Annotated in this window: 16 protein-coding genes and 17 tRNA genes; 19 read left to right on the top strand and 14 right to left on the bottom strand. The window is 42.4% G+C overall.

Going from position 1 to position 23,797, the window contains the following annotated elements:
• The first annotated feature begins 77 nt into the window (after window positions 1–77).
• Window positions 78–482: an ASCH domain-containing protein gene (locus AC3KVK_RS10475; RefSeq protein WP_490313636.1), complete on the top strand. Its 405-nt coding sequence runs from the start codon at window positions 78–80 to the stop codon at window positions 480–482.
• Between the two features lie 125 nt (window positions 483–607).
• Complete coding sequence (locus tag AC3KVK_RS10470; protein ID WP_490313637.1) at window positions 608–1,003, top strand: ACT domain-containing protein; 396 nt, start codon at window positions 608–610, stop codon at window positions 1,001–1,003.
• Between the two features lie 112 nt (window positions 1,004–1,115).
• Here the strand turns inward: AC3KVK_RS10470 and AC3KVK_RS10465 are convergent, their stop codons facing one another.
• Window positions 1,116–3,929: a bifunctional aconitate hydratase 2/2-methylisocitrate dehydratase gene (locus tag AC3KVK_RS10465; protein ID WP_490313638.1), complete on the bottom strand. Its 2,814-nt coding sequence runs from the start codon at window positions 3,927–3,929 to the stop codon at window positions 1,116–1,118.
• A 453-nt stretch (window positions 3,930–4,382) separates the two neighbouring features.
• On the opposite strand from AC3KVK_RS10465, the gene AC3KVK_RS10460 reads away from it, so the two are divergent.
• Window positions 4,383–5,336 (top strand): calcium/sodium antiporter, encoded by a 954-nt coding sequence (locus AC3KVK_RS10460; protein WP_490313639.1) that lies wholly within the window; start codon window positions 4,383–4,385, stop codon window positions 5,334–5,336.
• A 52-nt stretch (window positions 5,337–5,388) separates the two neighbouring features.
• Here AC3KVK_RS10460 and AC3KVK_RS10455 read toward each other — a convergent pair whose 3' ends face one another.
• Together AC3KVK_RS10455 and cysZ are read right to left on the bottom strand one after the other, a co-directional pair.
• Window positions 5,389–6,174 carry a PhzF family protein gene (locus AC3KVK_RS10455; RefSeq protein WP_490313640.1) on the bottom strand — a complete coding sequence of 262 codons (786 nt, stop codon included), beginning with the start codon at window positions 6,172–6,174 and terminating at the stop codon, window positions 5,389–5,391.
• Between the two features lie 91 nt (window positions 6,175–6,265).
• The gene (gene cysZ / locus AC3KVK_RS10450) at window positions 6,266–6,994 is read right to left on the bottom strand and encodes a sulfate transporter CysZ (protein WP_490313641.1); all 729 of its coding nucleotides are present in this window, start codon (window positions 6,992–6,994) and stop codon (window positions 6,266–6,268) included.
• Between the two features lie 178 nt (window positions 6,995–7,172).
• On the opposite strand from cysZ, the gene AC3KVK_RS10445 reads away from it, so the two are divergent.
• The 5 genes from AC3KVK_RS10445 to AC3KVK_RS10425 all read left to right on the top strand — a co-directional run bounded on the left by AC3KVK_RS10445 (window position 7,173) and on the right by AC3KVK_RS10425 (window position 14,441).
• The gene (locus AC3KVK_RS10445; RefSeq protein ID WP_490313642.1) at window positions 7,173–10,586 is read left to right on the top strand and encodes an AAA family ATPase; all 3,414 of its coding nucleotides are present in this window, start codon (window positions 7,173–7,175) and stop codon (window positions 10,584–10,586) included.
• Between the two features lie 136 nt (window positions 10,587–10,722).
• Entirely contained in the window at window positions 10,723–11,481 is a 759-nt protein-coding gene (gene zipA, locus AC3KVK_RS10440) for a cell division protein ZipA (RefSeq protein WP_490313643.1), read from the top strand.
• A 110-nt stretch (window positions 11,482–11,591) separates the two neighbouring features.
• On the top strand, window positions 11,592–13,613 hold the full coding sequence (gene ligA, locus AC3KVK_RS10435; protein ID WP_490313644.1) for an NAD-dependent DNA ligase LigA: 2,022 nt from the start codon (window positions 11,592–11,594) through the stop codon (window positions 13,611–13,613).
• The gene (locus AC3KVK_RS10430) at window positions 13,606–13,950 is read left to right on the top strand and encodes a DUF3392 domain-containing protein (RefSeq protein WP_490313645.1); all 345 of its coding nucleotides are present in this window, start codon (window positions 13,606–13,608) and stop codon (window positions 13,948–13,950) included. Before ligA ends, AC3KVK_RS10430 begins: the two co-directional genes overlap by 8 nt.
• Window positions 13,947–14,441 (top strand): DUF2919 domain-containing protein, encoded by a 495-nt coding sequence (locus tag AC3KVK_RS10425; protein WP_490313646.1) that lies wholly within the window; start codon window positions 13,947–13,949, stop codon window positions 14,439–14,441. The genes AC3KVK_RS10430 and AC3KVK_RS10425 overlap by 4 nt, the downstream gene beginning before the upstream one ends.
• Before the next feature lie 52 nt (window positions 14,442–14,493).
• Here the strand turns inward: AC3KVK_RS10425 and AC3KVK_RS10420 are convergent, their stop codons facing one another.
• The 8 genes from AC3KVK_RS10420 to AC3KVK_RS10385 all read right to left on the bottom strand — a co-directional run bounded on the left by AC3KVK_RS10420 (window position 14,494) and on the right by AC3KVK_RS10385 (window position 16,932).
• The gene (locus tag AC3KVK_RS10420; RefSeq protein WP_490313647.1) at window positions 14,494–16,116 is read right to left on the bottom strand and encodes a response regulator; all 1,623 of its coding nucleotides are present in this window, start codon (window positions 16,114–16,116) and stop codon (window positions 14,494–14,496) included.
• 147 nt (window positions 16,117–16,263) lie between these two features.
• Window positions 16,264–16,339 (bottom strand) — tRNA-Val (locus AC3KVK_RS10415).
• A gap of 21 nt (window positions 16,340–16,360) precedes the next feature.
• A tRNA-Val gene (locus tag AC3KVK_RS10410) sits at window positions 16,361–16,436 on the bottom strand.
• A 43-nt stretch (window positions 16,437–16,479) separates the two neighbouring features.
• Window positions 16,480–16,555: transfer RNA gene (locus tag AC3KVK_RS10405), tRNA-Val, on the bottom strand.
• A gap of 16 nt (window positions 16,556–16,571) precedes the next feature.
• Window positions 16,572–16,647: transfer RNA gene (locus AC3KVK_RS10400), tRNA-Val, on the bottom strand.
• Between the two features lie 18 nt (window positions 16,648–16,665).
• Window positions 16,666–16,741 (bottom strand) — tRNA-Val (locus AC3KVK_RS10395).
• Window positions 16,742–16,761: 20 nt separating this feature from the next.
• A tRNA-Val gene (locus AC3KVK_RS10390) sits at window positions 16,762–16,837 on the bottom strand.
• Between the two features lie 19 nt (window positions 16,838–16,856).
• A tRNA-Val gene (locus AC3KVK_RS10385) sits at window positions 16,857–16,932 on the bottom strand.
• 860 nt (window positions 16,933–17,792) lie between these two features.
• Between AC3KVK_RS10385 and AC3KVK_RS10380 the strand changes: the two genes are divergently transcribed.
• The 11 genes from AC3KVK_RS10380 to AC3KVK_RS10330 all read left to right on the top strand — a co-directional run bounded on the left by AC3KVK_RS10380 (window position 17,793) and on the right by AC3KVK_RS10330 (window position 20,017).
• Window positions 17,793–17,868: transfer RNA gene (locus tag AC3KVK_RS10380), tRNA-Ala, on the top strand.
• Between the two features lie 49 nt (window positions 17,869–17,917).
• A tRNA-Glu gene (locus AC3KVK_RS10375) sits at window positions 17,918–17,993 on the top strand.
• 98 nt (window positions 17,994–18,091) lie between these two features.
• Window positions 18,092–18,167, top strand: a tRNA-Glu gene (locus AC3KVK_RS10370).
• Window positions 18,168–18,258: 91 nt separating this feature from the next.
• A tRNA-Glu gene (locus AC3KVK_RS10365) sits at window positions 18,259–18,334 on the top strand.
• Window positions 18,335–18,425: 91 nt separating this feature from the next.
• A tRNA-Glu gene (locus AC3KVK_RS10360) sits at window positions 18,426–18,501 on the top strand.
• A gap of 91 nt (window positions 18,502–18,592) precedes the next feature.
• Window positions 18,593–18,668, top strand: a tRNA-Glu gene (locus AC3KVK_RS10355).
• 91 nt (window positions 18,669–18,759) lie between these two features.
• Window positions 18,760–18,835, top strand: a tRNA-Glu gene (locus AC3KVK_RS10350).
• 91 nt (window positions 18,836–18,926) lie between these two features.
• Window positions 18,927–19,002: transfer RNA gene (locus tag AC3KVK_RS10345), tRNA-Glu, on the top strand.
• A 91-nt stretch (window positions 19,003–19,093) separates the two neighbouring features.
• Window positions 19,094–19,169, top strand: a tRNA-Glu gene (locus AC3KVK_RS10340).
• A gap of 27 nt (window positions 19,170–19,196) precedes the next feature.
• Window positions 19,197–19,272: transfer RNA gene (locus AC3KVK_RS10335), tRNA-Ala, on the top strand.
• Between the two features lie 91 nt (window positions 19,273–19,363).
• Complete coding sequence (locus AC3KVK_RS10330) at window positions 19,364–20,017, top strand: PilZ domain-containing protein (protein WP_490313542.1); 654 nt, start codon at window positions 19,364–19,366, stop codon at window positions 20,015–20,017.
• A gap of 19 nt (window positions 20,018–20,036) precedes the next feature.
• Here AC3KVK_RS10330 and gloA read toward each other — a convergent pair whose 3' ends face one another.
• From gloA to AC3KVK_RS10315, 3 genes are all read right to left on the bottom strand, one after another.
• Entirely contained in the window at window positions 20,037–20,438 is a 402-nt protein-coding gene (gloA, locus tag AC3KVK_RS10325; RefSeq protein WP_490313541.1) for a lactoylglutathione lyase, read from the bottom strand.
• 311 nt (window positions 20,439–20,749) lie between these two features.
• On the bottom strand, window positions 20,750–22,660 hold the full coding sequence (locus AC3KVK_RS10320; protein ID WP_490313540.1) for an aminotransferase class I/II-fold pyridoxal phosphate-dependent enzyme: 1,911 nt from the start codon (window positions 22,658–22,660) through the stop codon (window positions 20,750–20,752).
• A 322-nt stretch (window positions 22,661–22,982) separates the two neighbouring features.
• On the bottom strand, window positions 22,983–23,729 hold the full coding sequence (locus tag AC3KVK_RS10315; RefSeq protein WP_490313539.1) for a CPBP family glutamic-type intramembrane protease: 747 nt from the start codon (window positions 23,727–23,729) through the stop codon (window positions 22,983–22,985).
• Window positions 23,730–23,797: the final 68 nt, after the last annotated feature.

The raw sequence follows: 23,797 nt of genomic DNA, 5'->3' as shown, positions 1-23,797 counted from the left end.
TAAATACATCAGGGCAGACTATGCATTCATCGATCACTCAAATGATACAACATTACTGTCAATGGGTTGGCATACCAATGAGGGCGATTGATAGTTGGCATTTTTGTGATAATGAGCTCGATGCCAATACATGTGCCGATTTAGTATTGAATAACATTAAAAGGGCGACTTCGCCCTCATTGTGGTGGCACCAAGCTCACCACGTGCCTTTACCCAAAGTTGGGGATCTTAATATTGTGACGAACTGGCAAGGTGAAGCGCAATGTATTATTGAAACCACCCAAGTGTCTATTGTGGCTTTTAATGCTGTTAGTGAAGCGTATGCACAATTAGAAGGTGAAGGAGATAAAACCTTAGCTTATTGGCAGCGCGTGCATTGGGCTTATTATCATCGTGAGCTTGCCGGTACATCTTTTGCACCCCATGAATCAATGCCGATAGTGTGCGAACAGTTTAAAGTTGTATTTAAAAGCCCAGCTTAAAATCCATTTATGAGGGTAATGCAGATTAATTAAGCATTGCTCAAAACTCATTTGATTAACTTCAGTTCTGGCTAAGAAGTTTTCCCTGCAGTATTAAGGTTAATCAACACATAGGACAGATAATCATGTCAGGAATAACCGATCTCAATGAGCTATTACTCTCGATGCGCCCTGAGCTGACAGAACCAGAGTTTATATTTTGCTCCGTACGGGGTTCGTTGATGGAGTATGTGGTGCTGAACCCTGTTGCAAGTTTTAGAGAGTCAGAAGGATTAACCTTAGTGATCGAAAAAGCGGTGGCGGTTCAACAAGGTATTGCCTTTGAAAGCACTTATCGCCAAATCACCTTAACGGTGCATTCAAGTCTTGAGGCGGTGGGTTTAACTGCTGCGGTTGCGAATAAACTCAGCGAAAAAGGGATCAGTGCGAATGTCGTTGCGGCTTATTACCATGACCATATTTTTGTTCAAGCGAGTAAAGCGCATGCGGCTGTCGTAGCCTTAGAGGAGTTGTCTAAATAACACAACCTTGTTACTTGCTCAGGCAGAATAACGTGCCAAGGCAGTAACCAGATTGGTGAAATAAAAAAAGCGCGTTTGAAACGCGCTTTTTTAGTGACTTAATTCGTTCGAATTAGTTTACAACTTTTACTGGAACAGCTTGACCAGCATTGAACTTAGTTGTCATTGCTTCTTCAACAGGGGTAAATGCAGTGAGGTCAATGCCTTCTACTGCAGATTTATACTCGTCCATTGTAGGGAAACGACCAAGTACAGTGGAAAGCACAACTAACGGTGTTGAACCAAGTAAAGATTCACCTTTTTTCTCTGAGGTATCGGCTACAACACGACCTTGGAAAAGACGTGTAGAAGTTGCGATAACTGTGTCGCCAGGCTCTGCTTTTTCTTGGTTACCCATACATAAGTTACAGCCTGGGCGTTCTAGGTATAAAATATTTTCGTATTTTGTACGAGCAGCAGTTTTTGGATTAGCATCGTCAAATTCAAAACCTGCATACTTAGCTAGAATATCCCAATCACCTTCAGCTTTTAGCTCATCAACAATGTTATACGTTGGTGGCGCAACAACTAACGGTGCTTTAAATTCGATTGAACCGTTTTTCTTTTCAAGGTTACGAAGCATATGAGCGATGATTTTCATGTCGCCTTTATGCACCATACACGAACCAACAAAGCCTAAATCAACTGGCTTGTCGTTGTAAAAAGATACTGGACGGATCACGTCGTGCGTATAACGCTTTGATACGTCGTCATTGTTAACGTCTGGATCGGCAATCATTGGCTCAACGATTTCGTTTAAGTCAACCACAACTTCAGCGAAGTATTTCGCGTTTTCATCTGGTGCCAATGCAGGCTCCTCACCAGACTTAATACCAGCAATACGCTTGTCTGCTAAGTCGATAAGACCTTGTAACGTTTGCGCTTTGTTATCCATACCTTTGTTGATCATGATCTGGATGCGGCTCTTCGCCAGTTCAATTGACTTGATCAGTGTTTCGTCATTTGAAATACAGATAGAAGCTTTCGCTTTCATTTCTGCAGTCCAGTCAGTGAACGTAAACGCTTGGTCAGCCATGAGCGTACCAATGTGTACTTCAATGATGCGGCCTTGGAAAACGTTCTCACCACCGAATTGCTTAAGCATTTGTGCTTGTGTAGCGTGAACAACATCACGGAAATCCATGTGCTTAGCCATTGCACCTTTAAAGGTCACTTTAACTGAGTCAGGGATTGGCATTGCTGATTCACCCGTCGCCAGTGCAATAGCCACAGTGCCTGAGTCGGCACCAAACGCAACACCTTTAGACATACGCGTATGTGAGTCACCACCAATGATGATTGAGCGGTCGTCAACGGTAATATCGTTGAGTACTTTGTGAATAACGTCAGTCATTGAATGGTAAATACCTTCAGGATCACGTGCTGTGATCAAACCGAATTTATTCATAAACGCCATGAGCTTTGGAATATTCGCTTGTGCTTTGCTATCCCAAACAGATGCGGTATGACAACCTGATTGATATGCACCATCAACCAATGGTGAAATGGTTGAAGCAGCCATTGCTTCAAGCTCTTGAGAAGTCATTGGACCGGTTGTATCTTGTGAACCAACGATATTCACTTTAACACGCACGTTAGAGCCTGCATGAAGTGGAGAATCAGACAATACACCCACAGCATTACGGTTGAAGATTTTTTCAACGGCAGTTAAGCCTTGGCCTGCGTGTGAAATTTCTTTTGAAGGCGCATAAACAAGTGGTGTATCAATACCCAGAGTTTCAGCAGCAAACGTTTGGAGTTTTTTACCGAAAACAACAGCGTAAGAACCGCCAGCTTTCATGAACTCAACTTTTTGTGGTGTGAATGCTGACGATACATCAACAAGCTCTTTGTCACCGTTATACAGTTTTTTCTCTTTAGTATTAATAGTTAACACCGTGCCCGTTGCAACCGAGTAGGCTTCTTCAAGGACTGCGTCACCATTTTCGTCAGTAACTGTATTGCCGTTTGCGTCGACTTTCTTCACCCAGTTTTTCAGGTCAAGACCAATACCACCGGTTACATCAACCGTGGTTAAGAAGATTGGCGCAATACCGTTAGTACCCGCAACAACTGGCGCAATGTTAATAAATGGCACGTACGGGCTTGCTTGTTTACCAGCCCAAAGCGCCACGTTATTGACACCCGACATACGTGATGAACCTACACCCATGGTGCCTTTTTCAGCAATTAACATTACTTTTGCATTCGGGTGTTGCTTTTGAAGTTCAACAATTTCTTGTTGTGCTTCAGGGGTGATCATGCACTTGCCATGTAATTCACGGTCTGCACGTGAGTGCGCTTGATTACCTGGAGACAGTAAATCTGTTGAAATATCACCTTCACCAGCAATGTAAGTGACCACGTCAATTTTTTCAGCGATGTCTGGTAATTTAGTGAAAAACTCAGCTTGTGCGTAGCTTTCAAGTAATTCTTTTGCAATCGCATTACCGGCTTTATATGCTGCGACAAGACGTGCAGTATCTGCATCGTATAAGAATACTTGAGTTTTAAGTACGTCTGCAGCTTGTGCCGAAACGGCGGCGTCATTGCCAAGAGCTAGGTCAAGTAGTACTTCGATTGAAGGACCACCTTTCATGTGAGAAAGCAGCTCAAAAGCGAACTCTGCAGTGATTTCTGCAACTGTTTCTTGGCCTAAGATAATTTCTTTTAGAAACTGTGCTTTCACGCCAGCGGCGCTAGTCGTACCTGGTAAGGTATTGTAGATAAAGAAATTCAATGAATCTTTACGGTGCTCATTATTTGTATCTTTGATTTGAGCAATGATTTCAGATAGTAGATCAGCACTATCGATTGGTTTTGGGCTTAATCCAAGTTCCGCTTTACGGGTTTGGATTTCTTCCATGTACTTAGTATACAAACTCATAGAAAACTCTCGGTATTTTAACTAGATATGAAGTTAAGCATTTTAACTGATTTTACAGTGTCTCGTAATGCCCTAATGAAAAAGCTTTTTTTTCCAGCACACTAAAAGCTGGTTTTACTTGCGATATTTTGACGATACCTTTTACACGGCTGCAAATTGTATCGTACTTGTATAATAATTTGTATATATGAAATAAATGTTCACTATCAATTCTGTGAATGTTTATCGGTCTTTCTCTTTAACGAGAACAAAGTGTTCACTGTGTCGTCTTTCGACCCTAGATTGACGAGTACCAGAGTGTTATCTTTGCCAAATTATCTATCACTAACCCTTAAATTTAGCAGCTTTCTGAAGATAAATATAAAAACTCTTGTTAATTACTCAATGGAATTGATTAACTTGTTCTATTAATTACTCAATAATGTCGTAACTTTATGTCAGTGGGTGATGTCCATGTTCGATTTATTTTTGATTTTGTGTGGTTTAGCACTCCTAACGGCTGGCGGTGAGGCGCTGATCCGTGGTTCGTTAGCAATCGCAAAGCGATTTAATGTTTCTGCGTTGATCAGTGGTTTAATCATTGTGGGGTTTGGAACGTCAGCTCCTGAGTTGGTTGTCTCATTAGATGCTGCCGCTAATCACCAAGATGAGATAGCAATTGGAAATGTTGTTGGCAGTAATATTGGGAATATATTTCTGATTTTAGGTCTATGTGCGGTGATTACTCCGCTGACAATTTCGCCTTTAGCGTTAAAACGTGATGCAACAGTGATGCTGACTTCATCGCTCATCTTTGTTTGGCTGGCCTATAATCGCGCAATTTCAGCCTTCGAGGGGGGGCTGTTGCTATCTATTTTGTTGGTTTATATCGTTGCTACATACTACACCGAAAAATCCTTACAAAGTCCAGAAGCGCAAATGCATGTCGATGAAGGGCAGGAAATCACTCAGTTACCGCCATCTATGTGGCTGACGATCAGCATGCTGGTGTTAGGATTGACGTTTCTGATTGTTGGTTCAAAACTATTGCTACTTGGCGCAACAAGTTTGGCCAGTTTTTTTGGGATGTCGGAATCCTTAGTGGGTCTAACAATTATTGCAGTTGGCACATCACTTCCTGAATTGTCGGTTTCGCTCATTGCAGCAATTCGTAAACATGGTGATGTCGCGGTAGGAAATATTTTAGGCAGCAATATTTTTAACTTATTTGGTATTTTAGGTGTGTCTGCGGTACTTAATCCATTAGTTGTAAACCAGCGAGTGCTCGATTTTGATCAATGGGTACTGCTGGTGGCGTCTGTATTACTGCTGCTATTTTTATATACTGGCCGTAAAATAGGGCGGTTAGAAGGCGGGATATTATTAGTCGGTTATTTAGGTTATCTTGCTGCTAATATCGTGCTTTAGCGGTGTGTTGCCGATAGGTAAGGCTGAGTGCTTTATTCTATCGGCATTGAAATTAGCTAGCTAAAAACACTTCGCCTTTTAAATAGAGGCTCGCTCTGCCGCTAATTAAAACCCGTTCTCCTTTGAGCTCACAGATTAAATCCCCGCTGCGCTGCGAAACTTGGGTTGCGCTCAGTCGAGTTTTGTCGAGTTTATTTGCCCAGTAAGGCGTAAGTACGGTGTGGGCTGATCCTGTGACAGGATCTTCTTCAACGCCGACATTTGGCCCAAACCAGCGTGAAACAAAATCTACTTTATCGCCCCGTGCGGTTGCAATCACACCACGAAGAGGCAATTGCGACAACAAAGCAAAATCAGGGGTTAAATCGCGGATTGTCTGTTCATCTTTAAACAGCAATAAATAATCATCGGCCGATAAGATTTCCAACGGTGTTTCGCCAAAAGCAGTTAACAACGGTGCCTTTACCGAGCACTCTTTGGCATGATTGGTCGGAAAGTCAAGCTCAAATAAGCCATTGTCGTGCTTGACCGTTAATAGCCCTGAGCGCGTTTTAAAACGCATGGTTTGTTCTGGGTAGTGGTACTCGTTCACCAATACCCACGCGGTGGCCAATGTTGCATGACCGCACAAGTCAACTTCGGTTGTGGGTGTAAACCAACGTAAGTGAATATGATCGGTATCCACAATGTAAAAAGCGGTTTCAGACAAATTATTCTCCGCGGCAATGCATTGTAATTGCTCATCACTGAGCCATGCATCAAGTGGCATTACCGCAGCTGGGTTGCCCTTAAACTGGTGCTCTGAAAACGCATCTACTTGAAAAATCGGGATCCGCATAGTCACTTTCTCCTTGTTGTTATTTATTGTTGGTTCAGTGATAAGCTAATGAGCTTAGTTCAATACACGACTGAATGCGTTATTAAGCCCATTAATTGCGATAGTCACTTCTAAATTGTTCGACCCACAACCGTGTTGCACCACAGACTGCAACCGGCATCACAATTAGATTTATTATTGGTATCATAGTAAACAGCATAACTGCAAGACCAAAGCCATAAGATAAGCCCTGATTTTGCTTGAGCTTGTGGCGTGTTTCGGTAAATTTAATTTTGTGGTTATCAAACGGGTAATCGTTGTATTGCACCGCAAACATCCAGCAGGTAAAGCCTATCCAAAGAATTTGCCCAGCAACAGGTAAAATCCACAGCAAAATAAAAAAGCCAATCGCTTTTGGTAAATAGTAGAGCAGTTTACTGAGTTCGCGGCCGAGCATACGAGGCACATCTTTGAGTAAATCGGCAAAACCATCATCATTGACGCGCTGGCCTGTTAGGTGCAGCTCAACTTTTTCTGACAATAAGCCATTAAAAGGAGCGGCGATGAAATTCGTGATCACCGAAAATACGGTCGAATAGGTAAATAAAATGACTAAAATAGCAATGGGCCAAATCAACCATTCAAGCCAACTTAACCAGCTAGGTAAAAAGCCATTAAAGTAAGTGATACCTTGCGTCAGCCAGTCGACAATAAAAAACAGGGAGCCACCGAAAATCAGTAAATTGATTAGCAATGGAATAAACACAAAGCGTTTAAGCCCTTTATTAGAAATTAAGCTAAAACCACTTAAAAAATATTGAAAACCTTGAGAAAGTTGCATTATCTACCACCGAGGAATTTTTTTTCATTATAAGGTGGGATATTTTTAATGGGAATAGCGTGAGAAGTTGATTTGTAACACCATGTTGCATAGTCAAGCATACAAATGATGGCAAAAGTATTAAAATTATAAGGCCGATCTGCTACAGTCAACGCTGTCGAACTTAATAAATAAAAAGATGCGCTTAAGCACCATAAAATTAGCTGGTTTCAAATCATTTGTAGAGCCAACCAAGATCCCTTTTCCAGATAAAATGACCTGTGTTGTCGGGCCCAATGGCTGTGGCAAATCCAATGTCATCGATGCGGTGCGTTGGGTGCTTGGCGAAAGCTCAGCTAAAAATTTGCGTGGCGATGCGATGACGGATGTTATTTTTAATGGCTCGACTAACCGCAAACCTGTCTCACAAGCTTCCGTTGAATTGTTGTTTGATAACACTCAAGGGTATTTGGCTGGCTCGTTAGTCGACCGAAATCAAGTGGCCATAAAGCGCTTGGTTACCCGCGATGGACAATCATTTTATTACCTAAATGGGACGAAATGCCGTAAACGGGATATCACGGATATCTTTTTAGGCACTGGTTTAGGTCCTCGCAGTTATGCGATTATTGAACAAGGGATGATTTCGCGCTTAATCGAGAGCAAGCCGCAAGAATTGCGTGTGTTTATCGAAGAAGCGGCGGGAGTGTCTAAATACAAAGAGCGCCGACGAGAAACGGAAACCCGTTTACGCAGTACGAAAGAAAACCTCGAGCGCCTACTCGATCTGCGCCAAGAATTACAAACGCAACTCGACAAACTCACTGTGCAAGCAGAGCAAGCAGCTCAGTATCGAGAACTTAAACATCGTGAGCGACAATTTAAAAGCGAGCTGGCGGTCCTTCGTTGGCAGCAGCAAAACGATAAATCCTTACAAACCGAGCAAGCGCTGACTGAACTTGAACAACAAATTACATTTTTTAAACAAGCCCACTCGGGCCACGACGATGTGTTATTAGCGTTAAAAACGGCACTAAGCGAGCTAGAAGCGCAATTTCAAGCAGCACAACAACAGGTTTTTTTGTTGGCCAATCAGCACACAAAATTTGAGCAGCAAAAAATTAGTCTGCAACAGCAACAGGGTGACATTACGCAGCAACTATCGACGGCACAGTCTCAGCAAAGTCGCAATACCGTTGTTCAGCAATCTTTAGCACTGCAATACACTGATGCACAAGTTCAATTGGATGACGCTGAGCTAGCAATTGAAACGCAACGCGAACAGGTAGCATTACTCGAGACAACCCTTGATGAATTAACTGAACATGAAGTCGGGTTATTTGCTCGTTGGCAAGATGCTCAGCGCCAAAATCACCAAATAGAAAAACAATTACAAACTAGTCAGCATCACGTGCAAGCTGCTGAGCTAAAGTTGCAGCAATTACAGCATCAGCAGCAGGATAAAAATCAACAATTATCAGTGTTGCTTGAGCAAGATTTACGCACTGAATTAGATGAACTTAAACTACAGGTACAGCACTGTAAAGCCCAATTAGCAAACGATAAAGCGACACAAGAGCAAGTAGAAAAGGGCTTGCAAGAAGCGCAGCGCGCCCTTGAGGTTGCGTTGCAGCAGGTGCGTACTGAACAAGAAGTTCTCACGAATTTAAATGCGCATTTAGCTGCATTGGGCGACGTGGTTGAATCTGAACAACATACTCAAACACGCACAACCTTGTTGCATCAGCTGGCAGTCCAGCCAGGGTTTGAGTGTGTGATAGAGCAGGCGTTGGCGCAGTTTAGCCATGCAATTATTGCTGAACACCCGCAAAATGAGAATTCGGCTATATGGCCCCACGATACAACAGTGCCAGACAATGCGTTAAGTCAATTTATTATCACTGGGGTTTATCCGCAGTGGTTAGACCGTATTTTATATCTTGAGGATGCTGAACAGCCAATTGATTGGGAACAACATCCTTGGCTGGGTGCGATGACTTCATCGGGTCGTTTCATCGGCCCTAATTGGCATATTGAACCAAACGAGTATGCCCATGCTGACTCAATTTTACTCAAATTGAGTAAAATTGCTCAGCTCACAACGCAAAAACAGACTGTGGAACATCAACTGAAGTTGAGCGAAAAAAAATTAGCTGAACAGCAACGGCAAGTCCATGAGTTTAATCAGCAATTAATCGAAATTAAACACACTATTCATACTGCTGCGCAGCAAGATGCGGCGTTACAAAGTAAAATAGAAGTCAAAACCCTCTCGCAACATCAATGGCAGCAACAGCATGACCATCTAGCCGCTGCAATGGCAAGTTTCACTGAGACTGAGCAGACGTTACACCTCGATGTTGAGGTGGCGCAGTCAGCCTTAATTGATTTAGAAGCCCAAATTGAGCATATTGCTGAGCAGGCGCAATCAGCAGAGCAAGCTTACCAAAGCCATAAACTGAATATTAATCATCAACAAAGTACGTTAAATCAAGCAAAAGCACAGTTGCATAAACAGTCATTGAATATAGAAAGTCTCAAAAGTGCTCATCAGCTGATTGTGCAACAGCAAGCTGCCACTCAAGAAGCGGATCAGCAGCTAACAGTACAATGTTCACAATTAACCCAGCGATTGGATGAACTGACCTCGCCATTAGAGGCGCTTGCGCAATCGATACAAGAGACACTTGATCAAGAAATCATTGCGCAAGCAAGTAAGGTAGAGTTGGACCAGCAGCGAGAGGAGAAAAAACAGCAATTACAGCAAAAAGAGCAAAGTTTGCAAGCGTCGCAGCAGCAACTCTTAGCCCTTGAGACACAACGTCAAGACTTAGCCCTGACCTTACAAGCGAGTCAATTAAAGGCAAACGCGGCTCTTGAGCCACTTGGTGAAATGAATGTGCAGCTCAAAGATGTGCTCGAACAGCTAAGTGCGGATGCAAATCCAACACGTTGGCAGGCTCGATTGAATCAAGTCAGCGAAAAAATTCGCCTGTTAGGAGCTATTAATCTTGCGGCGATTGATGAGTTTGAACAAGCTAAAACGCGCAAAGCGTATTTAGATGAACAATACCAAGACTTAGTCGATGCTTTGGATACATTAGAAGGCGCGATAGGGAAAATCGATCGTGAAACAAAAAGTTTGTTTCGACAAACGTTTGATCAAATCAATCAGGGGTTGGCAGATTTGTTCCCCAAAGTGTTTGGTGGGGGGCAAGCGTACCTAGAATTAACTTCAGATGACATGCTTGAAAGTGGTGTCACCATCATGGCGCGCCCTCCAGGTAAGAAAAACTCGACAATTCACTTGTTAAGTGGTGGAGAAAAAGCGCTGACCGCATTATCATTGGTGTTTTCAATTTTTAGGCTTAATCCGGCGCCTTTTTGTATGCTGGATGAAGTGGATGCCCCGCTTGATGATGCAAATGTGGGGCGCTTTTGCCGTTTAGTCGAGGAAATGTCGCAAACGGTACAATTTATCTATATCAGCCATAACAAAGTGGCGATGGAAATGGCAGGAAGACTGACAGGCGTTACGATGGCGGAGCCTGGCGTGTCAAGAATGGTTTCTGTTGATATAGAACAGGCCGTAGAAATGGCAAAAACTATTTAAAATCAATGAATAGTCTGCTATTTATATAGGGTCTACAATTTTTAAGCTTGATTGTGTTGCTAACGGTAAAAAGCGGACTAACAACGCAGTACAAATATAGATATACTCTTGGAATCAATAATATAAAGGTATTCGGATGGCCGACGAATTAAGATGGGTGTTAGTGATTATCAGTGCACTGGTAATTGGTGGTTTATTATTACATGGCCTGTGGTCAGTGCGTAAAAAAGATCAAGCTGAAGCGCCAGCTGCATCGACGCCAACGCCCGAGCATGAGCCTGTCGAATCTTCAGTACAACCACGTTTTAGTGCAGATCGCGATGAGCCCGAATTAGGCAATATTTCTATTAATGTCAACAATGATGTACCGAATGCTGAACTTGATAAAATTGATTTAAATAATCTTGATGACTTAGATGATGATTATGTTCAGCCTGAAGCAGAGGCTGAGCCAGTAAGTACTCAAGCCAGCAACACTGATGTACCGGCTGATTTTATTATTCTTCATATTCAAATGCCTGAAGGTTTGAGTATGCAAGGTGCGTCACTTTTACCATTGTTACTTTCGCTTGGCTTTAAGTTTTCACCTGAAGGTTTTTTTAATCGCCATCAAGACCCATCAGGTAACGGACCGGTGTTATTTCGTTTAGTGAATATGTTCAACCCAGGTACGTTTGATATAGACAATATGGAACAACTCAGCACTGCTGGGGTGAGTTTATTTATGACGTTGCCTTGTGAAGGGGATAGTTTACCTGCATTTAATATGTTGCATAGTGCGGCGAAAAAGTTAGCCGATGAATTCGAAGCTCAAGTATTTGATCATAACCGAGAGCTTTTGACAGTGGCAATGGTTCGCCAATATGTTGAAAAAATACGTGAATTTGACCAATAAACAGCTTCAAGCTATTTAAAAAATTGGCCACCAATCTTTGGTGGCTTTTTCATTTTGAGCCAACAATTGGCCATTAAAAGATTATGGATGTGGCAGTCCAAGAGGTAAGTATGACACACGCAGTCACCGATGCTATTTCAGCTCTTAAAACGCAATTAGAAGAACACAATTACCACTATTATGTGCTGGATAATCCAAGTATCCCTGATGCTGAATATGACCGCCTAATGCGAGAGTTGATGGCGCTTGAAACCGCTCACCCAGAGTTGTTAACCGCAGACTCTCCTAGCCAAAAAGTAGGGGGGGAAGCACTGAGCCATTTCAGCCAAGTTGAGCACTTAGTGCCGATGCTGTCATTAGATAACGCATTCGATGAAGTGGAATTTCGTAGTTTTAATAAACGTCTGCAAGATAGATTAAAAGATACCAGCACATTGACGTTTTGCTGTGAGCCTAAATTAGATGGCTTAGCTGTGTCGATTTTGTATGAAAACGGTGTATTAGTCAGAGCTGCGACCCGTGGCGATGGTCAAACTGGTGAAAACATTACTGAAAATGTTAAAACCATACGTAATGTACCGCTGAAACTGCGCGGAGATGCGGTCCCTGAGCGTTTAGAAGTGCGTGGTGAAGTGTTTATGGATAGCGCGGGTTTTATCAAAATGAATGAAGACGCGTTGAAAAATGACAGCAAAGTCTTCGCAAATCCACGAAATGCAGCCGCGGGTAGTTTACGTCAACTCGATTCAAAAGTGACCGCTAAGCGGCCGTTGATGTTTTATGCTTATGGGATGGGCATCATCGAAGGGGGAGTCGTGCCTGATGATCATTACGCCCAGTTGCAGGCCTTAGGAGAATGGGGCTTACCGATGAGTCCAGAGACGAAGCTCGTCACGGGTGTGGATGAAGCGCTGGCTTATTATCAAGATATTATGACTCGTCGCAGTGCCCTTAAATATGAAATTGATGGTGTTGTGATTAAAGTTAACGAAAAAGCATTACAGCAAACGCTTGGTTTTGTGGCACGCGCGCCGCGCTGGGCCATTGCGTTTAAGTTTCCTGCGCAAGAAGAAATAACCCAATTATTGGGTGTGGAGTTTCAAGTTGGGCGCACTGGTGCAGTCACACCTGTAGCGCGTTTAGAGCCAGTGTTTGTTGGCGGCGTAACAGTTTCTAATGCCACATTGCATAATCAAGATGAGATTGAGCGCTTAGGAGTCAAAATTGGTGATACGGTGATTATCCGCCGCGCAGGTGACGTCATCCCACAAATTACTCAAGTGGTGTTAGAGCGCAGATCAGCTGAGGTTGAAGACATCAATTTTCCCACCGAATGCCCTATCTGCCAATCACAAATAGAACGAACGGTAGGTGAAGCGGTGGCACGCTGTAGTGGCGGCTTAGTTTGCGGGGCGCAGCGCAAAGAAGCGATTAAGCATTTTGCTTCACGAAAAGCATTTGATATTGATGGCATGGGTGACAAAATTGTTGAGCAGTTGGTTGAGCGTGAACTGATCCAAACACCGGCTGACTTATTTTTACTCAAACAAGGCCATTTAGAAACGCTTGAGCGAATGGGGCCAAAATCGGCTCAAAAATTAATTACCGCGTTAGAAACAGCTAAAAATACAACCTTGAATCGTTTTTTATATTCGCTTGGTATACGCGAAGTGGGTGAAGCAACCGCAATGAATCTCGCTAATCATTACCTCACGTTAGAAAAAGTGATGACTGCTTCTGTAGAAAGCTTACAAGAGGTCTCTGATGTAGGTGAAATCGTTGCAAAGCATGTGAATTTCTTTTTCAAAGAGACGCATAATCGAGAAGTGGTTGATGCACTGCTTGCAGCAGGGGTGACGTGGCCTGAGATTGCCGTTAAAACGCAAGATGAACAACCGTTGGCTGGTAAAACGTACGTGTTAACGGGAACTTTGTCGCAAATGGGTCGTAGTGATGCAAAAAATCGTTTGCAAGCATTAGGGGCTAAAGTGTCGGGCAGTATTTCGGCAAAAACAGATGCGCTGGTGGCAGGTGATAAAGCCGGTTCAAAATTAACCAAAGCACAAGATTTAGGTGTTCCAGTGTTGCTTGAAGATGATTTAATCGCGCTATTGGAGCAACTAGGTGGATAAACTGACCCAATGGTTGCTAGATGGACTTCAATTTTCGGCCCAATTTTTACATCCGTATTTAAATCAAATTGCGATGCTGATTACTGTGTGTTTGATTGCTTTGTATGCCAATGATCTTAATAAGTTTATAAAAGGTATCGTTGGGCGTCAGCATTTTATTGTTCGGACAGTGCTGTTTATTGTGATCACGGCATTTGGTTATGGTGCGTTGACACTCTGGCTTTCTCCATTAATCGGACAAGGATTAGCGAGCTTAAAAAATATCTGGTTAACACCGGTGATCGGAGTGATTTTTGTTGTGCTAGGGGTGATTGCCGATCGGAAAAACCAGCTATGAAGAAGTTCGGGCCTGAGTATTGGGATAAACATGGTCTTTACAAAGCGCCATTGGGCTTTATTTTAACCCTGATGGTTTTAATGCGAGGTTATGTGATTTGGATTTTGGCTGCCATTTCGCGTCGACCTGAGCTCGATATCATGACACTGTTTTACCGTGATAAGCAGCAATTTTTTGTTGCTTTGGCGATAGCATCTATCGCTTTGCCGACGGTAGTGCTGTACTTTTTAAGACGACCCGAAGCGAAACCTGCCCTAGGTAAAATCTGGCGTTTTATGAAGTGGCCGGTAGTGCTTTGCGCGCTGGTTGATTTGAGCTGGTTAATCTGGCTCGCTTCACAAAACCATTTTGCTTTTTCAAACTTTATCGCCATTCAAGCCATGCTTTTATTGTGGGTCATTTTATATTTAATAAATAGCCGTTATTTATCGGTGTTTTTTAGTGATTGGCCAGAGCCGCTTGAAAAAGAAAATCCGACCGATGACAAATAAAAACGCCTGCCTTGGTCGTCGTTTTTATTTGTCAGTAAACTTAGCAAATGGGTTATAAGCCACTTTGCTGGAGTTGTTCTTTGATTTTGTCATACCGGAGCCGTTGATCGTTATCTAATCGGCTGGTTTCAATCGTTTTTGTACACTTGTTAATAAGCTCAGTATTAAACGATTGCCCATTGTGGCTGGCATTTAGAATACATTGCAGGAGATTGAGCGCAATGCTCTGGTTACGCGGCATAACGCGAAATGCTTGCGTAAAGGTTTCTACGGCCTGTTGGTACTTGCCGTTTTGATATTGTTGTACTGCATTGTTATTGAGCTCACGAGGCCCATGTTTTATGTCGTTGCGCTCTTGTTTTTCTTGATGAATGTAGGCTGTGAATGTTTCATCTTTACTTGGATATTTAGCGCAGTGCTCTGCAATTTTATCAAACAAGACAGCTGCGCGTTGATGAAACCCCAATTCGTGTAAGGCTTTTGCTTTATCGAGTGTATCTTCTAAGCAGCGAATAGGACCATCGTCTTCAACTAATTGATTGATTAGTGCTACGGCTTTATCTCGTTCGTCTTTAAGGTAGTGTAAACGAGCTCGGACAATATCAAGTTGCTCTTGAGTGTCGGCATCGGGAAACTGCTGTTTTAGCTCTGATAAGTAATCATTGGTTTGCCGAGTGAGCCGATTAATTAAGTCGGATTGCTCTGTGGTTAAGGCATAATCGACCCCGGCTCGTGCAACGTTGAGATAAATATCTGGACAATCGTGAATGGAGTGTTTTGCATATTTTAAAATCGTGCGGTTTGTATCGTAGTGTTGCTCATAATCGTGATTAATGCGTGCAACATTTAATAATGATGTTTGACGAGCAATATTCCGCGGCGACATTTCAGAGGCTGAGGCCAAATATTCTTGCGCTTCTTGATAATTTTTCAGCCGCAATTCGAGTTTGCCAAGTAAATCATAAGAGACTAGTTTTGTTTCAGGTTTTTCCACCATAGCTTCTAAGAGGGATTTAGCCATTTGAAACTCATGATTTGCAATAAACGATTCTACAAGCCCCACTTTAGCCCAAGTAAATTTTTGCAAATTTAACACTGATTTAAAAAACTCTTTCGCTTCAGCAAAGCGATTGAGTTTGATGAGTAACTCTCCTTTTAAACGTAATAGAATAGGGGAGTAATGAGCCATGCCATCGCCACTTAAACTACTTTCAATGTATTTGAGCGCTTTAGAATAGTTTTCGACATCAATAAAATCATAAATTTTTGCCAGTGCACGTTTTCGTTTGAGTAAGCGTTCAATGCGAACACTGAGTTCACGAAGGGCAAACGGCTTGGCTAGAAAGTCATCGGGTTGTAATTCGACCACACTGCGAACAAGGCTAGCATCTGTTTCAGCACTGATAAAGATAAAGCCTGTTGATTGGCGGACTAAACGTTTGTTTTTTAACTCTTCATACAAGTGATAGCCATCTTTATCGCGACCTAGGTTGAATGAACAGAGAATTAAATCGAATTTTTGTTTTTCACATAAGCGAATTGCCGAATGGGCATGCTCTGCACAAGTCAGTTCTCTAAAGCCAATACTTTCTAGAGATTGTTTCATATAGCTTTGAGCTAAGGGTTGATCGTCTACGATCAGAACCTTAGATTGAAAGAGAGTTTTACTGACCATTGACTTCATTTATCCATAAACTGTAATTATGAATATATAAAACAGATCTCGAACTAGCAAGGTTTTATCGAAGGTAGATGTGCTATTTTGTTGATTTAAAAACTGTTTTGATAAGTTGTCTTGGAACGACTTAGAAGGGGTTATATGTGGTGGGTCGTACTGGACTTGAACCAGTGACCCTCGCCTTGTAAGGGCGATGCTCTCCCAACTGAGCTAACGACCCACATATAAGTGATTGATTAAATGGTGGGTCGTACTGGACTTGAACCAGTGACCCTCGCCTTGTAAGGGCGATGCTCTCCCAACTGAGCTAACGACCCCAAATAATCAATTTAATTCTTTACGGTTACCATTGTAGTTAAATGGTGGGTCGTACTGGACTTGAACCAGTGACCCTCGCCTTGTAAGGGCGATGCTCTCCCAACTGAGCTAACGACCCGTAAAGTGTATCTAAATGGTGGGTCGTACTGGACTTGAACCAGTGACCCTCGCCTTGTAAGGGCGATGCTCTCCCAACTGAGCTAACGACCCATTTAGATAAGTGTAATTTGGTGGGTCGTACTGGACTTGAACCAGTGACCCTCGCCTTGTAAGGGCGATGCTCTCCCAACTGAGCTAACGACCCAAATTACAGGTTGTTTCTTATGGTGGGTCGTACTGGACTTGAACCAGTGACCCTCGCCTTGTAAGGGCGATGCTCTCCCAACTGAGCTAACGACCCATAAGAAACTTAAATTAAGTGGTGGGTCGTACTGGACTTGAACCAGTGACCCTCGCCTTGTAAGGGCGATGCTCTCCCAACTGAGCTAACGACCCGCTTAATTTAGTACAACAAAGCTCTTAACAATTAAAGGTTAATCGCTGTCGTTGTGGGGCGCTATTATAGATTGAGTTGTTTTTGTGTCAATACTAGATTGTCACTTTTTGGTTTGGATGCGGTTTTTATAATCAATATTGATGTTGTTCGGATGTAAAATAAACACCTTGCTGTTTTTTAACTCATTCTATTAATTAACCCCTACTTCATGTCGTTATTTATTAGCTCTAGGAACATGAGCTTGTGTCAAGGTGATAGCGAAAGAAGCCAGATATAAAGTCGCTTGAAAATATTCTAGGCTGTCGTGTCCAAGGGGAAAGTGTTTAATCACCGAATGGGCTAAAGTTTAGAGAGGAACAAAGTGGTACATTAATATGCAATTTTATTTTGTTACTTAAATAATTTTCTTTGTTGAGCTGAAAAGCGCCCACTGACGATGCTCAGATACAGGGAAGAGTCATTTACTTGTGTGAGGGGAGCTGGAAATTAGCGTGTGTAAATGGGACGGTGGTAACTTTATGGATGGAATCAATGACTATTATTAATTAAATGCACTCTTTTTTGTTGTATTACACAAGGTGTATAGTCAGCGCCAGATTAAAACCACTAAAAAGAAAAACCGTGGGCTGGGGTATTAGCGGATAAATGAGTCTGATCGCTATTAGAAAGAAGTGTGATATTTGTTTGAAAAATAAACGTTGTCGAGGTGGCTAAAGTAAAGTTGTTCAACTTATCAACATCTTGTTGAAAAATACCGCATTTGGTAGGTGTGTTTTAAAAAAATGTTGACTTTAAATTAGTGGCTGCATAGAATGCGCCCCGCACTCAGCAATACATGAATGTGTCTTGCAAAGTATATGGGGCTATAGCTCAGCTGGGAGAGCGCTTCGCTGGCAGCGAAGAGGTCTGCGGTTCGATCCCGCATAGCTCCACCATATATACACGTGTAATGTCCTAGTGATACAGCTTATTTATAAGCACTGTGTCCCCATCGTCTAGAGGCCTAGGACACCGCCCTTTCACGGCGGTAACAGGGGTTCGAATCCCCTTGGGGACGCCAATTCTAATTTAGCCTCGAGTGCTGATTAGAGTGACTTTCTACTCATATGGTGAGAGTTTAAATAACCAGTCCTAGTGACACAAAAACAGCGTTTTTGCGTCCCCATCGTCTAGAGGCCTAGGACACCGCCCTTTCACGGCGGTAACAGGGGTTCGAATCCCCTTGGGGACGCCACTTTATTTGCGTAAGCGAGTAGAGGTCGTTAAAGCTCGTATGGTGAGAGTGTAAATAACCAGTCCTAGTGACACAAAAACAGCGTTTTTGCGTCCCCATCGTCTAGAGGCCTAGGACACCGCCCTTTCACGGCGGTAACAGGGGTTCGAATCCCCTTGGGGACGCCACTTTATTTGCGTAAGCGAGTAGAGGTCGTTAAAGCTCGTATGGTGAGAGTGTAAATAACCAGTCCTAGTGACACAAAAACAGCGTTTTTGCGTCCCCATCGTCTAGAGGCCTAGGACACCGCCCTTTCACGGCGGTAACAGGGGTTCGAATCCCCTTGGGGACGCCACTTTATTTGCGAAAGCGAGTAGAGGTCGTTAAAGCTCGTATGGTGAGAGTATAAATAACCAGTCCTAGTGACACAAAAACAGCGTTTTTGCGTCCCCATCGTCTAGAGGCCTAGGACACCGCCCTTTCACGGCGGTAACAGGGGTTCGAATCCCCTTGGGGACGCCACTTTATTTGCGTAAGCGAGTAGAGGTCGTTAAAGCTCGTATGGTGAGAGTATAAATAACCAGTCCTAGTGACACAAAAACAGCGTTTTTGCGTCCCCATCGTCTAGAGGCCTAGGACACCGCCCTTTCACGGCGGTAACAGGGGTTCGAATCCCCTTGGGGACGCCACTTTATTTGCGAAAGCGAGTAGAGGTCGTTAAAGCTCGTATGGTGAGAGTATAAATAACCAGTCCTAGTGACACAAAAACAGCGTTTTTGCGTCCCCATCGTCTAGAGGCCTAGGACACCGCCCTTTCACGGCGGTAACAGGGGTTCGAATCCCCTTGGGGACGCCACTTTATTTGCGTAAGCGAGTAGAGGTCGTTAAAGCTCGTATGGTGAGAGTGTAAATAACCAGTCCTAGTGACACAAAAACAGCGTTTTTGCGTCCCCATCGTCTAGAGGCCTAGGACACCGCCCTTTCACGGCGGTAACAGGGGTTCGAATCCCCTTGGGGACGCCACCTTTACTATAAGTATGTAGTAATAAAGGGGCTATAGCTCAGCTGGGAGAGCGCTTCGCTGGCAGCGAAGAGGTCTGCGGTTCGATCCCGCATAGCTCCACCATCCTTTTGATCTTTCTTCATTAAATTCTAATTAACAGATTTTTTATCCTATACTGTTTTCTATCAATTTATTTTTTAGATAGGTCAGATAGTTGAAAAATCCGATACATCATATCCTAACTCAATTAAAGCCTGCATCGCCCATCACGGTTGAGATTACGAACCTAGTTGGAAAGCGGATCTCTGCACGAAGCGTTTATATTGGCTACTTACCAAATCAATATTTATTTCTACAAAAACCAGATTGCAGAAAATATGACGATCTTGAAGAGCATTTAACGCCACAAACAGTCTGTACTGTGCGAGCATTATGTGAAGAAGGCACTGGAGCGGTCATGGCTTTTTTGACAACGATTGAAAAAATTATTGAAGCGCCAACTAAAATGTTGGTGTGCTCATTGCCTCGAGCAGTTGAAAGTCAATCTTTAAGGGAGAAAATCCGGATCCCGACGTTAATAGAAGGCAGCTTGAGTTGTTCAGAGCATAGCTCGCAAGTCAATATTTTAGATGTTTCGGCAGAAGGATGCCGTGTATTAATAGAAAAAGATCATCCATTTACGCTTGAGGTGCGAGGCAGTGTCACTGTTCGCTTAGGTGAGCTTAATCATGAGGATAGCTTTTCATCTAAGGGGATGGTGTGCAGCATTAAAAAACAAGGCGAGTATGAATATGTAGGGATTAAATTTGACCTCGACGCATCCTCAGATATTGAGTTACTGATCAAAAAACTCATTTTTAATCAGTAACTCCATTTAAAGCAAAAAACTAAAAATCGTCGAGCTTCGTTTTTGTTTGAATGAGCTCAATCGCATAACCATCAGGATCTTTGACAAAAGCTATTTCAGTTGTTCCTCCAAGCACAGGGCCAGGTTCTCGGCTCACAATTCCGCCGCGTTGTTTTATTAGCTCACAGGCTTGATAGATATCATCAAACTCTAAGGCGATATGGCCATAGGCATTGCCTAGATCATAACTGTTAGTATCCCAGTTGTAGGTCAGCTCAATTACAGCTTGCTCTGACTCGTCGGCATAACCAACAAAAGCCAATGTATAACGATACTCGGGATTGTCTGCACGGCGCAGCTCTTTCATGCCGAGCACTTGAGTATAAAAAGCAATGGATTTTTCTAAATCAGCCACGCGAAGCATGGTATGGAGTAAACGCATAATAAACTACCTCATTTTTTGCGAGTATAGTCACATAAATGGTTTATTCAGGCAACGTCGTTCTAAGGTCAGGAGTTGTTTTAGGCATACCAACGATGTTGTTTGATTTTACATTGATAAAGCATGCCTATTAAATGGCATTGAGGCGGAATGAAGCGTTCCATCAGATAAGCTGCCAAGTTGTGATAGATCACTCGATAAAGGCTTAAAATAACGGGCATTATTATATATATACGGTTCGATGTGGCAGCCATGCCAGAGGGTATGGCTGCATAAGTGGAAAGCACTGCGATCGTATTAAACAGCGGTCTTTACTTGTCTACTTTGCCTTTAAGGACATAGATTTCACCATCGAAACTGCCTTGAATGGTCAAACCTTGTCCCGCCAACTCTTTAAGATACTCGATATGTTCTTCAGTAATATGCTGACCGGGAACCAAAAGCGGAATGCCTGGTGGGTAGGGAGTCACTAAACCGGCACAAATACGGTTGTTGCTTTTACCAATTGGTACCGACTCTCGTTCGCCATAAAACGCATCGCTTGGAATACACGCTAAATCTATGGCAGGTAAATTCTCAGGCAAGCGAGAACGCCTTGTTGATTTTGCCAACTTAGCTTTACCACTGTCGAGCTTTTTCAATGCATTGTACAGACGAATAATTTTCGAACGTGTACCGCCAAGTGTCAGTAATACTAATATGGTGCTGTGAGTATATTTTTCTATTTCTAACCCAATTTCATCTAATAAAAACTTATGAATATCCTTGAGTGAGTAGGGCAACTCGCTAATATCAATAAGAATTTTTAGGGGATCATGACCCATGTTATCGCCGCTAAAGTGCGGGAAAATTTTCATAAAGTCTTGTTTGTCTAACACTTTTATATGCTTAAGTGACGCCATTTGCTGTTTAAATTTATCAACATGGTTTAAAAGGGTGTTGAGCAATTTATAGCCTTCCATCTCCAATTGTTTTTGGCAGACATCGAGAGATGCGATTAGCTGATATTTTGGGGATGTACTGGCATAGATACTGTAAATTTCGCGGAAAAAGTCGGCATCGAAATCAGGATCGTTAACATGAATATAAGACGCTTGAGAAAATGCTGAGACTACTTTATGTGCTGAATGAGTGACATAATCGGCACCTGCATGAATGGCTGAATAATATCGCAAGCTGGGGTGAAAAAGAGAATAAGCAAACCAAGCTTCATCGATAAAGACTTTAATACCATGTTGATGGGCAAAATCGACCACTTGTTTTAAATCACTGAGCAGGCCATCGTAGGTGCAGCCAGTCAGCACTAACAATTTAGCATCAGTATTTTGTTCGATCGCTTGTTTGATATCGGCCAACGATGGCGGTGCGAAAATCCCATATTTAGGATTTAAAATACTCGACAAATAAATAGGTAAACTGGCTGATTGCAAGATGCCGTAGTGCACCGACTTATGGCAATTGCGATCGATGATCACTTTATCGCCCTTACGCAGTAAGGTTTGTAAAATAATTTTATTTGAAGTCGAAGAACCGTTTGTGACGAAATAGGTATGTTTGACCTCAAAAGTGGCGGCTGCGGATTCTTGGGCACGGCCAATGGTATTGGTGCTATCGGATAATGATCCTAACGAATCGACCGACACTGACAAATCGCCAACAAATACATTACGGCCATAAAACTGATAAAAATCTTTGATATAAGGCGAGTTTCTAAAGCTAGAGCCCCCGCTATGACCGGGGGTGTGCCACGAATCGTTTGATTCACCGACATATCGGCGGTATGCCGTCCAAAATGGGGTTTCGGAACGATCATCAAAGTCGTTGATCATGTAACCTAAAATCGCTTCAGGATCAGAGATGACTTCATCTTTAAAGAAAAACGACTCGATTTCTTCCGATTCATTGATGATTTCTAGCCCCTCGCTGTCATCACCAATCACATAAACTGGCAATTCAAGACGGATCCCTTTTAATTGCTCGATAAAACGACTATAAGTCCGCTCGCCCGCCTTGTTGTGCGCATCCCAACTGAGCACAACAGCTTGAATATCACCATCTTCGACTACACACTCGAGCGCTTGTTTGAGTTCGAGTTGTTCAACAATGTCGATATGAATATCGTCTCGCTCAAAATTAGGAATCGCTTTAGATAGGTTTTTAGAAAGCGCTTGTAAAGTGCTTGGATCTTGCTCGATGAGTAAGATACGAAGTAATGGTAGCATAGGGGATTTTCACAATATCATTTTATAATGTCCCCTAGCATAACCAAAGCAGTATGACTTGTGAAATTAATACTTTGAAAGTGTTCAATTAATTGTGCAATTTACACATCAATTTTTCTTTTAAATACACATAAATTTTCTGTGATTGATACGCTATCAATGGTCGATTAACCAAAGTTTGAATCAGGTAGATGTGTGACATCTACCTGATTGACTGTTTTATACTGTGAGTTCAACTGGTGAATGCAACGCTATCCTTATTAGTCAATTAGTCAATATGGTTAATTACGCGCTGTCATTTGATAAACAACCATGGTAATAGTTAAAAAAATTGTCCTACAAAGTTTAAACTGTTATGAGCAACGATTGGGAATAAAAGGCTGCCAGTTTTTTCTCTCAGCCATAAAAAGATGAACCCGTAAAAGCCCGTTATAAATAATGGTATTAGGTTAAATATGAATTGCCCTTCTGTGTACATCACGCCGTGAACAAGTCCAAATAGTGTAACTAAAATTAATCCTGCCACATTTATCTTGGCACCAAAAATACTAAAGTGCTTTGAAATCAACGCTAAAGAGAGAGTGTAGAGAATAATTCCTCTAAACATTGGTTCTTCATCAAAGCCCGGCATTGTAGCTTGGAAAAATAACTCCTCAGTAGTGTATTCAGGCCCATTACCAATAAAAGAAACTAAAGTTACATGAAATGCTAAAGCACTTAATATCACTAACAGAGCGGGAGCTGTTGAGTTTTCGTTTTGCTTAAAAGTGAAACCTGCGTCACTTGCATGGAAGCCTTTTTTAAATCTAAGCAGTGCGGCTAAAGCGATTAACCAGACTAATATTGCCGCGATTTTTCCCGACCAATTCCAATCTAAATCAGGAAAGTAGCTGGCAATCGGAATCAAATCGCCACCCATAAATAAGGCTATAAAGTATATTGCAAACAATGTAAAAGAAATCGCGCTCCATACTATGTTGATTTTCACCAGTTTAAGCTTTGTTAATCCCAGCACAAAAATTGATAAAAGTGCGGAATGAATAATAAAACTGAGGAAAAGATTTTGCATTAACACTCCTTAATTCAATGCGTTATATTTTTTCCTTGATGCTACCATGAAATATTGTAGATTTGTAT

Source organism: Pseudoalteromonas sp. J2K-J979, assembly GCF_058169715.2.
This window is presented reverse-complemented; position numbering and strand designations above follow the sequence as displayed.